The following is a 13,669-nucleotide window of genomic DNA, read 5'->3' as shown; positions in this document are numbered from 1 at the left end:
CCAAGACCGATCCGCTTTTCCCGATACCGCGCGGGTATTGTCGCTGGTTGTGGACCTCCGTTCGCTCCGGTACTTCGTCGCGGTCGCGGAGGAACGGCACTTCGGCCGGGCGGCGGCGCGGCTGCACATGACCCAGCCGCCGCTCAGCCGTGCGATCAAACAGCTCGAGACCGACCTCGGCGCGACGCTGCTGGCCCGTTCGCCGTCCGGGGTCACGCTCACCGCCGCCGGAACCGCGCTCTACGACGAGGCGCGCACCCTGCTCGCGAGCGCCGAGCAGGCCCGCGCGAGGGTCGCCGCCGCGGCCGGGCCGGGGACGCTCACGCTCGGGACCCTCGCGGACAGCTCGGAACCGGTCGGGATCCGGCTCGCCGGCGAGTTCCGCACCCGGCATCCGGGCGTGCGGATCAGCATCCGCGAGGCCGATCTCACCGATCCGACCACCGGCCTGCGCGCCGGGCTCGTGGACGTCGCGCTCACCCGGATTCCGTTCGACACCACCGGAATCCGCACGCACGTGCTGCGTTCCGATCCGATGGGCGTCGTGCTGCGCGCGGACGATCCGCTGGCCGGACGCGCCGAGGTGCGCCGGGAGGAACTCGCCGACCGGACGTGGTTCCGCTTCCCGGACGGCACCGATCCGCAGTGGCAGGCGTTCTGGAGCGGCGGCGCCGCGGGCGGCCCGGTCGTGCGGACGGTGCACGAATGCCTGCAAGCCGTGCTCTGGAACGGAACCGTCGGGTTGGCCCCGCTCGCGCACTCGTTTCCCGAGGGCGTCGTGACGGTTCCGCTCGCCGGTTGCCCGCCGAGCCGGCTGGTGGTCGCCTGGCGCGAGGACTCGACGCCGCCGCTGGTCCGTTCGTTCGTCGAACTCGCCGTGCGCATCGCCGGGCTCGACGGCCGCGAGACCCCCGCGAACCCGTAGGCTGGGACCCGGACATCGGGGAGGTGTGGGCCGTGCCGGAACGCAATCCGCTGCGGATCCTGCGCAAATGCGCGGACTGGTTCGAGAACCGCGGCGTGTACATCCCCGGCGAGGAAAGCCGCGCGGTCGACCCGGTGCGCGACTTCGGCTGGCTCATGGTCGCCTGGGGCGCCGGGGTCGCGGTGTTCATCCTCTTGTTCGCGTTCGCCGTCTGAATCCCGGCCGACCGCCGTTGACATCGTGGTGACGACTGTCACCCGGCGTGCTCTTTCGATCACGGATCGGCCACGGCTGTACACCAGGTCCGCGTCTTCCGCACCGTGACGGCAATAGTGCCGCCAGAGTGGAGCGGGTCGCCCGGCAACTACGCCGAACGGCACACCGCCCCACCCCGACTGGAGTACCCCCGCGATGGCGCCCGCGCGCACCCCGAAGCTGCTGTTGACCGCCTGCCTGCTGTTCTCCGTGGCAGCCTGCGGCGGCGTCAACGCTCGGGAAGGCTCCGCCGCGATGGGCGTCGGCAACCCGGCGGCGCAGCCCGCGGCCGCGCAAGCCTCCGGCGACCTGCAGTTCGGCGCCAACCACCGCTTCGCCAGCGGCATCACGGTCTCGCTGTCCGCGCCGCAGTCCTTCCAGCCGAGCCCGGCCGCGTACCCGCGCAGTCCCCGCGCGGCGGCCTTCTACATCCAGGTCACGAACAACGGCACCGACCCGTACCGGGTTTCCGGGCTGTCGGTCACCGCCACCGTCGCCGGGAAGCCGGCGAAGCAGGTCGTCGACGCCACGCAAGGGCTCGGCGGGGTCTCCGACGCGGGCAAGGACCTGATGCCGGGCCGGTCCACGCAGCTCACGCTCGCTTTCGCGGTGCCCGCGGACAGCGCCCGGATGGCGGTGCAGGTGCGGCCGAGCACGGGCGAGCCCGCCGTCGTCACGTATTGCGGAGACGCCTGAATTACTCTCGTCTCCATGACCGACCAGCGACTTGCCGTGGGCGACGAAGCGCCCGAATTCACCCTGCCGGACAGCACCGGCAAGAACGTCTCGCTCAGCGACTTCCGCGGCCAGGCCGTGGTGGTGTACTTCTACCCGGCCGCGGGCACGCCGGGGTGCACCAAACAGGCCTGCGATTTCCGCGACAACCTCGCGGAGCTGAACGACGCCGGCTACCAGGTGCTGGGGATTTCGCCGGACAAGCCGGAGAAGCTGGCCAAGTTCGTCGAGGCGGAGAAGCTGACGTTCCCACTGCTGTCCGATGTGGACAAGACGGTGCTGACCGAATGGGGCGCGTTCGGCGAGAAGAAGAACTACGGGCGGATCGTGCAGGGAGTGATCCGGTCCACGTTCGTCGTGGACGCGGAGGGGAAGATCGCCAAGGCCGCCTACAACGTGCGGGCCACCGGGCACGTGGCCAAGCTGATCCGGGATCTGGGGATCGCCGCCTGACGGGTCCTCCGGCCGCGGAGAGACTGGACCGGTCTCTCCGCGCGATCGGTCAGCGGCGGACCGGGTAGCGCAGGTGCAGTACTCGGTCGCCCTGGACCACGTCGGGGTCGTCCAGCAGGTGCTGCGCGTCGACCGAGCCGAAGTAGCGTTTGCCGGAGCCGAAAACGACCGGGGCGACGTCCATGCGCACCTCGTCCACCAGGCCAGCGGCGAGCACCTGGCCGCCGACGTCGCCAGCGGCGACCTCGACGATGCGGTCGCCCGCGAGCTCCTGGGCCTTCGCCACGGCTGCCTCGACGCCGTCGACGAAGTGGAACGGCGCCGCGGAGTCCCAGCCTTCGGGCGCGGAGCGGTGGGTCACGACGACTACGTGGTCGATTCCGCTCGGCGGTTTCCCGTCCCAGCCGTCCGTCAGGTCGAACACGCGGCGGCCCGCGATGGTGACGCCGATCTGGTCCCAGTACCTCCGGGTGTAGTCGTAGGACGGCTGCGACACCTTCAGCACGCCGCTCTCGTCCAACGGGACGGCACCGCTGGTCAACCAGTCGAACAACGGGCCGGGCTGGTCGTTTTCGTCGGCGATGAAGCCGTCCACCGACACTGAGCCGTACAGGACCACCTTGCCCACCGGGTTCTCCTCTGCTTGGGATGGCCTCGAAATTAGCTGGTCGCGAGCCGTCGCTCCGGTAAGGCAGCGGCCAGCCGTCGAGGGTGTGGCTCGGATGTTCGCCTTGGAATCGCCGCCGGATTTCGAGGTACTGGGTCGGATCCATCGCGAACACGCTGGCGGTGAAGCGGCGGGTGCGGGCCAGGCGCTTCTTGGTGACGCCGACGAGTGCCTTGAACCGTTGTGCCAGATGGTTGCTGCTGACGCCGGCGGCCTGGCTCGGGTCGCCGATCGCCACCGCAAACCTGTTCGATCGTCAGCGGCCGGTCGCACAGTTCGGCCGCGGGCATCGGCCGCGCGTACAGCGGCGTGCCCGCCAGGCTGTAGAGGTCGTCGATCAGCCCGTCCAGCGGCAGTCGCGGCACTCTGGACACGTACTCCACGCCTTTGAGCATTGCCCACGCCGCACGCGAACGCGAGTCACTGCGGCGGGGAGGGAAAACGCAGGGTGAAGGTGGTGCCGTTGCCGGGAGTGCTGGCGGCGGTGACCTCGCCGCCGTGGGCTTCGGCCAGTTTGCGGACGATGGCCAGGCCCAATCCACTGCCGCCGGAGGTTCGGCTTCTCGAGGGGTCGGCACGCCAGAACCGGTCGAAAACGCGGGGCAGGTCTTCCGGCGCGATGCCGGTTCCGGTGTCGGTCACTGCGAAAACCGCGTCGTTCCCGGCTCGGCTCGCGGTGACGGTGACCGAGCCGCCGGGCGGGGTGTGCCGGATGGCGTTGGAGACCAGGTTGTCCAGGGCCTGCCGCAAGCGCACTGGGTCTGCGGTGATGGCCGGGTTTTCCATGGGCGGGACGGAAAGGCGGACATCGGCGGTTTCGGCGCGCGGGGCATGTGCGGCGGCCAGGTGCGCCAACAGGGTGTTGGCCTCGACGGGTTCCGGGTGCACGCGCAGCGCACCGGCGTCGGCCAGAGCCAGGTCTTGCAGGTCGTCCACGATGTGTTGCAAGTGGACCGCTTCTTCCAGCAGGGAGGCGACCAGGTCGTCGTCGAACTGGCTGATGCCGTCCTGGGCGGCTTCCAGCCAGCCGCGGATGGTGGCCAGCGGGGTGCGCAGTTCGTGCGCGACGTCGCTGACCATTGCCTTGCGGGCGTTCTCCAGCTCTTCCCTCGCCCGCGCCATGTCGTTGAACGCGGCGGCCAGGCGGGCGATCTCGTCCTTGCCTTTGACGCGGACCCGCGCGCCCGTCTCGCCTGCTTTCAGCCGTTGGGCCGCGCCGGTCAACGCACGGAGCGGGCGGATCAGGCGGATCGACGCCAGTGCGGTGACGATGACGGTGAGCAAGAGGATCGCAGCCGTGACAGCGATGAGCTTCGTGCGGTTTTCCGGCGAGAGGGTGAAGCCGGTCGGAGGCTGGTCGGTGCCTTTTTCGGTGATGTAGAGCCAAGCCGCCGGGGCCACGTAGGGGGTCAGCTGCTCTTTGCGCGCCGAGGTTACGCAGTTCGCGACGGTTTGGTCGGTGGCTTGCGCGACCGGGCCGTCGAAGGTCCAGGACAGGGCCAGTTTGGCGACCGGGACAGTGCTGTCGTTCCGGCCGAGGCAGGCGTCGATCAGGCCGGACAGCTTGGCCAGGGCGGCTCGTTCGGTCTCGGTCGGGCGTTCCAGGAGACCGGTGCCGCATTGCGCGGTTCCTGCCGGGGCGAGCACGCGCGGGTGGCCGCTCGGGGAGATTTCCAGGCTGCCCAAACCGGTTCTGCGCTGGGTGCAGGCCAGGACCTTGTCGGCGATTTCCCGGAGTTCTTCGCGTTCTTCGGAGGGAAGGCGGTACGGGCCGACCGCGTCGGGGTCGATCCGGTCTGGAGTGGATTTGACGCCCAGCCGGGTGTCGACCGCGAGCGGGTCGATGACCGCGGACGGCTGCGGCGGGAGGGTGCCCGGGTTTTGTTCCGAACTGGCGATCAGCTTGCCCTGCGGGGTGGTCAGCACTATTTTGCGGCCGGTTTTCTCCGCGTAGTCGTTGATCGTTTTGGTCGCGCCGGACCACGCGGGATGGGTTGCCGCGTACGAAAGCAGCGCCTGGTAAATGGTGCCGTCGTCGGCGAAGAGCTGGCCTTGTTCTCGTTCGATGGCGCCGGAAGTGGTCCGGGAGGCCAGCCAGGCGGTGGCGGCGATGGCGCACACCGCGATGGCCGCGGTGACCGCGAAGAGGCGGAAGAGAAGGCTACGGGGCATCGGACTTCGCGGTCAGTTTGTAGCCGACGCCGTAGACCGTCCGGAGTTTCGCCGGTTTTCTCGGATTGGCTTCGATTTTCTTCCGGAGATTCATAATGTGCACGTCAATGGCGCGCTGGGTGATGTAGCGGTCGAAACCGTGCAGGTGTTCCAGAAGCTGCGCCCTGGTGAAAACCTGGTCGGGACGAGCGGCCATGACCTCCAGGATCCGGAATTCGCCCGGAGTGGTTTCGATCTGTTTCCCGCTTACCGCGACCTCGTGTTTTTCCTTGTCGACGGTCAGCGTGCCGACTTTGAGCGGGCCGTCTTTGGCCGCATTGGTTCTGCGGAGCAGGGTCCGGACCCTCGCCATGAGTTCCCGGGGGCTGTACGGCTTGGTGACGTAGTCGTCCGCGCCCAGGTCGAGGCCCTGGAGCAGGTCGTCCTCGGTGGAGCGCGCGGTGAGCATGAGGATGGGCAGGCCGGAGGAGGCCCGGATGGTCCGGCAGACGGTCAGGCCGTTCATGCCCGGGAGCATCACGTCGAGGACCAGGAGATCGGGTTCCGCCGCGCGAATGTGCGCTAGTGCGGCCTCGCCGGTGGACACGACGGTGACGGTGTGCTGTTCGTGTTCCAGATAGCGGCGGACCAGTTCCGCTTGTTTTGGATCGTCTTCGGCTACGACGATATCGGCGCACATGCCTGCCGAGACTAGCCGTCCGTCCACTCCGGAGCCACCAGCGCGGCTCCGGAGCGGACGGGGCTCAGCCGTCGGCCAGTTTTCGCAAAGCCGGCAGAAGCGCGCGCAGGGCCTTGCCGCGGTGCGAAGCGGCATCTTTTTCGGCCGGGCTCAGTTCCGCGCTGGTTTTCGTTTCGTTTTCCGGCACGAAGATCGGGTCGTAGCCGAAACCGTTGGCGCCGCGCTTTTCCCTCGTCAGGGTGCCACGCCATTCGCCCCGGACCGTGGTGGTCTCGCCGGACGGGAGCGCCAGTACGGCGGCGCAGACGAAGGCCGCGCCCCGGCGCGCGTCCGGAGTGTCCCGCAGCTGCGCCAGCACCAGGTTCAGGTTCGCTTCGTCGTCGCCGTGTTCGCCGGACCAGCGGGCCGAAAGGACTCCGGGCATGCCGTTGAGAGCGTCGACGGCAAGGCCCGAGTCGTCGGCGATGGCGGGCAATCCGGTGGCGGCCACCGCGTCCCTGGCCTTGGCGGCGGCGTTGCCTTCGAAGTCGGGCGCGGTTTCCGGGGCTTCCGGGAACTCCTCGACGTCGTTCAGGCCGAGCACCTCGATGCCCTCGATGCCTTCCGCCTCCAGGATCCGCCGCAGTTCGCCCAGTTTCTTCGCGTTCCGGGTAGCCAGCAGCAGCTTGGTCACTTCTGGCCCTTCTTCTTGTCCGGACGCGGCTCCGGCAGCTCGCCCGGGTACGGCAGCGCCAGCGCCTCGTTCTGCAGCCGCGTCAGCTCCGCGCAGCCGGCCAGCGCCAGGTCCAGCATGGTGTCCAAAGTGGACCGCGCGAAGGTGGCTCCCTCGCCGGTGCCCTGCACCTCGATGAGGGTTCCGGCATCGGTGGCGACCACGTTCATGTCGACCTCGGCGCGCGAGTCCTCCTCGTACGGCAGGTCGAGGCGCACCCGGCCGTCCACGACGCCGACGCTCACCGCGGCCACCGACGACGACAGCGGTTGCGGGTCGTTGAGCCGGTTCGCCGCGCCCAGCCAGGTGATCGCGTCCGCCAGGGCCACGTATCCGCCGGTGACCGCGGCGGTGCGGGTGCCGCCGTCGGCCTGGAGCACGTCGCAGTCGATGACGATGGTGTTCTCGCCGAGCGCGGCCAGGTCGATGCAGGCGCGCAGCGAGCGGCCGATCAACCGGGAGATCTCGTGCGTCCGGCCGCCGATCCGGCCCTTCACCGCTTCGCGGTCGCTGCGGGTGTTGGTCGCGGACGGGAGCATCGCGTACTCCGCGGTCACCCAGCCGAGGCCGGATCCGGCCCGCCAGCGCGGCACGCCCTCGGTCACGCTCGCCGCGCACAGCACCCGGGTGTTGCCGAACTCGACGAGCACCGACCCGGCAGGCCACTTCTGGAACCCGCGGGTGAGCTTCACTTCGCGGAGCTGGTCGTCGTTCCTGCCATCTTTTCTAGCCACGGGGAGCACTCTAGGACGTCACCCCGACACTTTTCGATCAGAGGTCGTAGACCGCGCCTTGAGTCACCAGCTCGGCCTCCGGGAATACCGCTCTGGCCTCGGCCAGCACAGCGTTCCGGTCTGTCCACGGCGCGACGTGGGTCAGCAGCAGACGGCCGACCCCGGCTTCCTTGGCCAGCTCACCTGCTTCTTTCCCGGAGAGATGCACACCTTCCGGACGGTCGGCGGCATCAGTCCACGACGCTTCGGAAAGCAGCACGTCGACGCCGTCGGCCAGCTCGCCGAGGACTCGACACTGCCCGGTGTCGCCGGTGTACGCGAGGATGGTGCCGCCGTACGCGATGCGCAGGCCGAAAGCGGGCGTCGGGTGGTACACGGCGACAGCGGTCACGTCGAAGGGACCGATCTGGACCGTCTCTTCGCGCAGCTCGTGGAACTCGTACACATCCGACAGATCCACGCCTGCGCGCTCGGCCGCGTCGGCTGCGTACGCGTGTGCGAGGCGCGAAGGAGCTTCTGCGGGTGCGTACAGCGGAAGCTGCCTCGGCCGAGCCGGGTACGGCGGCGCGGGGTGATAGCGGCGAAGCACCGTCAGGGAATTGACGTCGGAGCAGTGATCGGCGTGCAAGTGCGAAAGGACCAGTGCGTCGAGGTCGAACGGGTCCAGCACGGTCTGCAGTTGGGCGAACGTGCCGGTGCCCAGCTCGAGACCGAGCCGGTAGCCCTCCGCCTCCAGGAGGTACCCGGACGCGGCGGCGTTCGGCCCGGGGATGCTGCCCGAACACCCGAGGATCGTCAGTCGCACCCCGTCACCCTACTGTGCCGGTCGCTACTTATCCGCCCACAGCCACGGCCTGATGACTTCGCCGCAACGGTTACGTACCGCTTCAGGGGCAGCCTGCTTTTGGTCGGATAAGCAGCCGCGCTCAGCGCCACCGCAGCTTCACGCGCTGACCGGAGCCAGCACGCCCGGCGCGAAGCCCATGAACCGCTGCGCCAAGCGGGCGAACGGTTCCGGCGAACCGGTGGCGAGGAACTCGTGCCGCGGCGGCTCGTCGCGTTCGGCGAGCAGGTCGCGTTCGGTCAGCACGCGGTAGAGGTCCTTGGCGGTTTCGTCGGCGCTGGAGACGAGCGTGACGTCCTGGCCCATCACGATCTGCAGCACGCCGGACAGCAGCGGATAGTGCGTGCAGCCGAGGATGAGCGTGTCGACTTCCGCTTCGAGCAACGGCTGCAGATAACCCTGCGCCAGACCGAGGATCTGTCGGCCGGTCGTGATGCCGCGCTCCACGAAGTCCACGAAGCGCGGACAGGCGACGCTGGTGAGATGTACGTGCGGCGCAGCGGCGAAGGCGTCGTCGTACGCCCTCGAACGCACAGTGCCCTCGGTGCCGATCAGACCGACGCGCCCGCTGTGCGTCGCGACCGCGGCCCGGCGCGCAGCCGGAAGGACCACTTCGATCACTGGTACGTCGTAGCGTTCGCGCGCGTCGCGAAGGCAGGCCGCGGACGCTGTGTTGCACGCGATGACCAACGCCTTCACTCCGCTCTCCACCATGTCGTCGAGAGCGGCCAGCGCGTACTCGCGAGCCGTGGCGATGGGCAGCGGGCCGTACGGGTTGCGCGCGGTGTCGCCTACGTAGCGCAGCTGTTCGGCCGGAAGCAGTTCGAGAATCGAGCGAGCGACGGTGAGCCCGCCGACGCCGGAGTCGAAAACACCGATGGGCGCGTCAGGAGAACTCACATCCCGAGGTTACCCGGGGCCGGCGGAGCGGTCTTCGGGGATTTGACGCGTTCGCCGCGTGAGGTCAGCCACGCGGCGAGGATGCCGGCCAGCGCGCCGAACAGGTGGCCCTGCCAGGAGATGCCGGGGTTGCCGGGCAGCAGGCCCCAGAGCATTCCGCTCCAGATGCCGAGCAGCACGACGGCGACCGCGATCTGCCCGAGCGACCGGTGGAACAGGCCGCGCACCAGGAGGTAGGCGAGCCAGCCGAAGGCCAGCCCGGACGCGCCGACGGTGTAGGCGTTCGCCGGTCCGACCAGCCACACGCCGAGCCCGGAAACCAGCCAGATGATCGCGGTGACCACGGCGAACCGGCCGATGCCCGCCGCCATCGCGAGGAAGGAGAAGACCAGCACCGGCACCGTGTTGGAGAACAGGTGCGACCAGCCCGCGTGCAGCAGCGGCGCCCAGAGGATGCCGTCGAGGCTCGACGCGTCTCGCGACAGGATCCCGCCGTGGGTGAACTCGCCCGGGAGGAGCACGTCGAGCAGTTCCACGAGGTACAGCACCGCCACGAACCCCAGCGCGACGAACGCCGCGGCCTTGGGATTGGGCGGCAGGATGCGCTTCGCGGCGTCGACCGGCTTGCCGCCGGCTGCGGGCGGCGGCGAGCTCGGCGGGAAGGGAGGCAGTGTGCTCACGACCTCAGGCTACGTCGGGTGCGAACCGACGGCCTCGGGAGAAATCCCTGAACTTGGCCCCCGGGTGAGCGGTCCGTGAAGGGCTCCTTGAGGGAATTAGATTCCTTCAAGGAGTCCTTCACGGACCGGCACTCAGGCCAGTGCGGGTTTCCGCAGCAGGTTTCCGTGGGCGGCGGCGAACAAGGCGGACAGCAGCGCGGCCATCGCCGCCACGCCGAAGCTCCAGCCCGGACCGCCGGCCGACAGCACGACCGCGCCGACCGCTCCGGCGAGGCTGCTGCCCACCACCCGAACGAGCGCGTTGATCCCGCCTGCCGCGGCGGTCTTCGCGGGCTCGACGTGCTCGACCGCCATCGTTCCCAACGCGGCGTAACCCAGCCCGATGCCCAGGCCCAGCACCGCCGCGACGGCATAGAGGCCGAGCCCGTCTCCGGGCAGCAGCGTCAGCCACCCCGCGGCCACCAGCACCACCGCTGAGCCACCGGCAACGAGCGCGGGCGCGCTGAAGCGACGCATCAAGGCACCGGCCAGCACCGAAACCACCAGCATCAAGATCGTCGTCGGCAAGAGATAGAGCCCCACCTGCAACACCGACGCCCCAAGCACGCCCTGCGCGTACGCCGACAGCGTCATGATTGTGGCGAACAACGCGAAGCCCAGCAGGAAGGACGCCACCGTCGCACCGACCGTTTTTCGGTGCAGCAGCATCGGAATCTCAATCAGCGGCGTCTTCGCGCGCCGCGCCGTCACCACCCACAGCGACGCCAGCACGACGGCCGCGATGAGCAGCCCGACAGTCGCCCAGCCCCATTCCGACCCCTTGCTGATCGCCAGCAGCAAGCAGATCAGCCATCCCGACACCAGCACCGCGCCCAGCAGATCCGGCGAACCGCTCCGGACCTCGGCCGTCCGGTCCTCCCGAACCGCGGCGACCAGCGCGAACGCCACCACGCCGAGCGCCGCCAGCACCCAGAACACCAGCTGGTGATCACCGTCGGCCAGCCCGGCCAGGATCATCCCGCCGCCGCTGCCCGCGCCGATCGTCGCGCTCAGCACGCCGATCGCGGCCGGCAGCGAGCTGGGCGGCACCACGTTCCGGGCCTGGCCGATCGCCAGCGGCAGCAGCGGCGCGGCCGTCCCCTGCAGGATCCGGCCGACGACCAGCAACGGCAGCGACCCGGCCACCGCCGCCAGGACCGCTCCCCCGACCAGCAGCGCGAGCACGACCAGCGACATCGTGCGCCTGCCGTAAAGGTCGCCGAGCTGCGCGACCAGCGGAATCGCGACCGCGCCGGACAGCAGCCCCGCGGTGAGCGCCCACGACACCGAACTCAGCGGAACGCCGAGCTTGACCTGCAGCTGCGGCAGCAACGGCACCACCACGGTCATCTGCAAGGTCCCGACCGCCACCGCGAACGCCAGCGCGGCGACCGTCCCCCAGTAGTTTTTATACATGTATAGAAAGTAGCATGGCGGCATGCCCGCGCGCACCGGCCGACCGCCGAAGATCTCCAAGGCCGACATCGTGGCCGCCGCCCACCGGGTCATCGGCTCCGAAGGCGTCGACGCGCTGACCATGCGCCGGCTGGCCCGCGAGGTCGGCAGCACGGCGATGGCGCTGTATCACCACGTGCGCGACAAAGAAGGCTTGCTTCTGCTGCTGCTGGACGACTACGCGCAGCGCGAGATGCCTCGGCCGGAGAACCTCCCCGAGGAACCGGAAGACCGGATCGTGACGGTCGCGAAGGCGATGCGGGACGGGCTGGCGAACTGCCCGTGGATCGTGGAAGTGCTGCGCTCCGACGACCTGCTGTCGGTCGGCGGGCTGTGGTACCCGGAGAAAATCGTTGCGGCGGCGGAAAAAGCCGGTCTGCCGATGGAAGCGGCGGTGGCGGTCTACCGAGCGGTGTGGCATTACACGCTCGGCGAAATCAGTTCACGCGCGGCGGCCGCGCGGCGGCGGGACCAGGGCGGCGACACCTACCGCGAGCACGTCTTCGCGGACCTGGACGCGACGGAATTCCCTACGCTGGCGCAGATCGGGCCGCGCTGGGAAACCCTTACCGCACAAGACAGTTACGAACGAGGCGTACGCGCACTCGTCAGCGGATTGCTGCCGTGAGGGGAACCCTGATTCCCGCGGGGTTCCCCTCACGGACCGCCGGTCAGGCCCAGAGCTGACCGTCAAGCCGTTCTGCCGCTTCGTCCAGCGACCCGGAGTACGCGCCGGTCGACAGGTACTTCCAGCCGGCGTCCGCGACCACGAAAGCGACGTCCGCCTTCTCGCCGCGAGCCGCGGCCTTCTCCGCGACCCCGAGCGCGGCGTGCAGCACCGCGCCGGTGGAGATCCCGGCGAAGATGCCCTCGTGCTCCAGGAGTTCCCGCGTCCGCCGGAGAGCGTCGTACGCGCCGACCGAATAGCGTCCGTTGAGCACGCTCTCGTCGTACAGCTCCGGCACGAACCCCTCGTCGAGGTTCCGCAGGCCGTACACCAGTTCGCCGTACCGGGGCTCCGCCGCGATGACCTGGACGTCCGGCTTGTGCTCGTGCAGGTACCGGCCCACGCCCACCAGCGTCCCGGTCGTCCCGAGGCCGCCGACGAAATGCGTCAGCGTCGGCAGGTCCTTCAGCAGCTCCGGGCCGGTTCCGCGGTAGTGCGCGTCCGCGTTGGCCGGGTTGCCGTACTGGTAGAGCATCACCCAGTCCGGGTTCTGCTTCGCCAGCTCCTTGGCCCGCCGCACCGCCTCGTTCGAGCCGCCCGCGGCCGGGGAGAACACGATCCGCGCGCCGTACGCCTGCAGCAGCTGCTTGCGTTCGGCCGAGGTGTTCTCCGGCATCACGCACACCAGGCCGTAGCCCTTCAGCTTCGCGGCCATGGCCAGCGAAATCCCGGTGTTGCCCGAGGTCGGTTCGAGGATCGTGGACCCGCGGCGCAGGATGCCGTCCCGCTCCGCCGCCTCGATCATGGCCAGCGCGGGCCGGTCCTTGATCGAGCCGGTCGGGTTGCGGTCCTCGAGCTTCGCCCACAGCCGCACCTCGTCGGTCGGGGACAGCCGCGGCAGTCCGACCAGCGGCGTGCCGCCGAGCGCGTCGAGGAGGGACTCGTAGCGGGTCATCGGTTCAGCGCGCGCCGCCCGCGACGGCGGGCAGGATGGTGAGGGTGTCGCCGTCCTTGACCTCGGCGTCGAGCCCGCCGGAGAAACGCACGTCCTCGTCGTTGACGTAGACGTTGATGAAGCGGTGCAGCTTCTCCTCCTTGACCAGGCGCGCCTTGAGCCCGGCGTGCCGCGACTCGACGTCGTCGATGATCTCGAGGACAGTCTTGCCCGACGCCTCGACGGACTTCTCGCCGCCGGTGTGGGTGCGCAGGATGGTCGGGATGGACACGGTCACGGCCATGGTTTTCTACCTCCGGGTCGGTTCCTCACACGCAGACGTATCGGACGCCGCGCTTTATTCCGGGATCAGTCGAGGATCTCGACCGGCTCCTCGGTGATCTCGGCGTCCACGATCCGGTACGAGCGGAACTCGTGCGAATCGGGCTCTCTGGTCGAGACGAGCACGTAGTGCGCGTCGGGTTCGGCCGCGATGTTCGCGTCGGTGCGCGACGGGTAGGCCTCGGTAGCGGTGTGCGAGTGGTAGATCACGACCGGGACCTCGTCGTTCGCTTCCATCTCGCGGTAGAGCTTGAGCAGGTCGCCCGAGTCGAACTCGTAGAACGTCGGCGAGCGGGCCGCGTTCAGCATCGGGATGAACCGCTCGGGGCGGTCCGAGCCGGCAGGACCGGCCACCACCCCGCACGCTTCGTCGGGGTGGTCGCGGCGGGCGTGGGCGACGATCTCGTCGACGAGTTCACGGCGGATCCGGAGCACACGGACATCTTAGTTCGTGGACCGAACGAGTCCACACTGTG

Annotated in this window: 17 protein-coding genes; 5 read left to right on the top strand and 12 right to left on the bottom strand. The window is 69.4% G+C overall.

Going from position 1 to position 13,669, the window contains the following annotated elements; all coding sequences use genetic code 11:
• The first annotated feature begins 49 nt into the window (after nucleotides 1-49).
• The 4 genes from L942_RS11230 to bcp all read left to right on the top strand — a co-directional run bounded on the left by L942_RS11230 (nucleotide 50) and on the right by bcp (nucleotide 2,368).
• Complete coding sequence (locus tag L942_RS11230) at nucleotides 50-925, top strand: LysR family transcriptional regulator (protein WP_037358545.1); 876 nt, start codon at nucleotides 50-52, stop codon at nucleotides 923-925.
• A gap of 32 nt (nucleotides 926-957) precedes the next feature.
• The gene (locus L942_RS11225; protein WP_037358542.1) at nucleotides 958-1,140 is read left to right on the top strand and encodes a hypothetical protein; all 183 of its coding nucleotides are present in this window, start codon (nucleotides 958-960) and stop codon (nucleotides 1,138-1,140) included.
• A 196-nt stretch (nucleotides 1,141-1,336) separates the two neighbouring features.
• Nucleotides 1,337-1,876, top strand: a complete 540-nt coding sequence (locus tag L942_RS11220) for a hypothetical protein (protein ID WP_037358539.1) — start codon at nucleotides 1,337-1,339, stop codon at nucleotides 1,874-1,876.
• Nucleotides 1,877-1,891: 15 nt separating this feature from the next.
• Nucleotides 1,892-2,368 carry a thioredoxin-dependent thiol peroxidase gene (gene bcp, locus L942_RS11215; protein ID WP_037358536.1) on the top strand — a complete coding sequence of 159 codons (477 nt, stop codon included), beginning with the start codon at nucleotides 1,892-1,894 and terminating at the stop codon, nucleotides 2,366-2,368.
• 49 nt (nucleotides 2,369-2,417) lie between these two features.
• On the opposite strand, the gene L942_RS11210 is transcribed toward bcp, so the two are convergent.
• The 9 genes from L942_RS11210 to L942_RS11170 all read right to left on the bottom strand — a co-directional run bounded on the left by L942_RS11210 (nucleotide 2,418) and on the right by L942_RS11170 (nucleotide 11,211).
• A complete protein-coding gene (locus L942_RS11210) occupies nucleotides 2,418-2,996 on the bottom strand; it encodes a dihydrofolate reductase family protein (protein WP_037358535.1) in 579 nt (192 codons plus the stop codon).
• 459 nt (nucleotides 2,997-3,455) lie between these two features.
• Nucleotides 3,456-5,207 carry a sensor histidine kinase gene (locus L942_RS11205; RefSeq protein ID WP_037358532.1) on the bottom strand — a complete coding sequence of 584 codons (1,752 nt, stop codon included), beginning with the start codon at nucleotides 5,205-5,207 and terminating at the stop codon, nucleotides 3,456-3,458.
• On the bottom strand, nucleotides 5,197-5,886 hold the full coding sequence (locus tag L942_RS11200) for a response regulator transcription factor (RefSeq protein WP_037358530.1): 690 nt from the start codon (nucleotides 5,884-5,886) through the stop codon (nucleotides 5,197-5,199). The genes L942_RS11205 and L942_RS11200 overlap by 11 nt, the downstream gene beginning before the upstream one ends.
• A 64-nt stretch (nucleotides 5,887-5,950) precedes the next feature.
• Complete coding sequence (gene rdgB / locus L942_RS11195; RefSeq protein WP_037358526.1) at nucleotides 5,951-6,559, bottom strand: RdgB/HAM1 family non-canonical purine NTP pyrophosphatase; 609 nt, start codon at nucleotides 6,557-6,559, stop codon at nucleotides 5,951-5,953.
• Nucleotides 6,556-7,332 carry a ribonuclease PH gene (gene rph, locus L942_RS11190; protein ID WP_037358517.1) on the bottom strand — a complete coding sequence of 259 codons (777 nt, stop codon included), beginning with the start codon at nucleotides 7,330-7,332 and terminating at the stop codon, nucleotides 6,556-6,558. The genes rdgB and rph overlap by 4 nt, the downstream gene beginning before the upstream one ends.
• 37 nt (nucleotides 7,333-7,369) lie before the next feature.
• Nucleotides 7,370-8,137 (bottom strand): MBL fold metallo-hydrolase, encoded by a 768-nt coding sequence (locus tag L942_RS11185; RefSeq protein ID WP_037358515.1) that lies wholly within the window; start codon nucleotides 8,135-8,137, stop codon nucleotides 7,370-7,372.
• Between the two features lie 138 nt (nucleotides 8,138-8,275).
• Nucleotides 8,276-9,076, bottom strand: coding sequence for a glutamate racemase (gene murI, locus L942_RS11180; RefSeq protein ID WP_037358513.1), 801 nt, complete (start codon nucleotides 9,074-9,076; stop codon nucleotides 8,276-8,278).
• Nucleotides 9,073-9,756, bottom strand: a complete 684-nt coding sequence (locus L942_RS11175; protein WP_037358511.1) for a rhomboid family intramembrane serine protease — start codon at nucleotides 9,754-9,756, stop codon at nucleotides 9,073-9,075. The genes murI and L942_RS11175 overlap by 4 nt, the downstream gene beginning before the upstream one ends.
• Before the next feature lie 132 nt (nucleotides 9,757-9,888).
• Nucleotides 9,889-11,211, bottom strand: coding sequence for an MFS transporter (locus L942_RS11170; RefSeq protein WP_037358612.1), 1,323 nt, complete (start codon nucleotides 11,209-11,211; stop codon nucleotides 9,889-9,891).
• Nucleotides 11,212-11,233: 22 nt separating this feature from the next.
• Here L942_RS11170 and L942_RS11165 point away from each other — a divergent pair, with 22 nt between their 5' ends.
• Nucleotides 11,234-11,878: a TetR/AcrR family transcriptional regulator gene (locus L942_RS11165; protein WP_037358509.1), complete on the top strand. Its 645-nt coding sequence runs from the start codon at nucleotides 11,234-11,236 to the stop codon at nucleotides 11,876-11,878.
• A gap of 43 nt (nucleotides 11,879-11,921) precedes the next feature.
• Here the strand turns inward: L942_RS11165 and L942_RS11160 are convergent, their stop codons facing one another.
• The 3 genes from L942_RS11160 to L942_RS11150 form a co-directional block, all read right to left on the bottom strand.
• On the bottom strand, nucleotides 11,922-12,872 hold the full coding sequence (locus L942_RS11160; protein WP_037358507.1) for a PLP-dependent cysteine synthase family protein: 951 nt from the start codon (nucleotides 12,870-12,872) through the stop codon (nucleotides 11,922-11,924).
• 4 nt (nucleotides 12,873-12,876) lie between these two features.
• On the bottom strand, nucleotides 12,877-13,155 hold the full coding sequence (locus tag L942_RS11155; RefSeq protein ID WP_009082495.1) for a MoaD/ThiS family protein: 279 nt from the start codon (nucleotides 13,153-13,155) through the stop codon (nucleotides 12,877-12,879).
• Between the two features lie 65 nt (nucleotides 13,156-13,220).
• Nucleotides 13,221-13,628, bottom strand: a complete 408-nt coding sequence (locus L942_RS11150) for a Mov34/MPN/PAD-1 family protein (protein WP_037358504.1) — start codon at nucleotides 13,626-13,628, stop codon at nucleotides 13,221-13,223.
• Nucleotides 13,629-13,669: the final 41 nt, after the last annotated feature.

Source organism: Amycolatopsis orientalis DSM 43388 (assembly GCF_000411975.1).
In the GTDB taxonomy this organism is placed as follows: Bacteria; Actinomycetota; Actinomycetes; order Mycobacteriales; family Pseudonocardiaceae; genus Amycolatopsis; species Amycolatopsis orientalis_D.
Note: the sequence above shows the minus strand (reverse complement) of the source record. Positions and strands in the feature narration are given on the sequence as shown.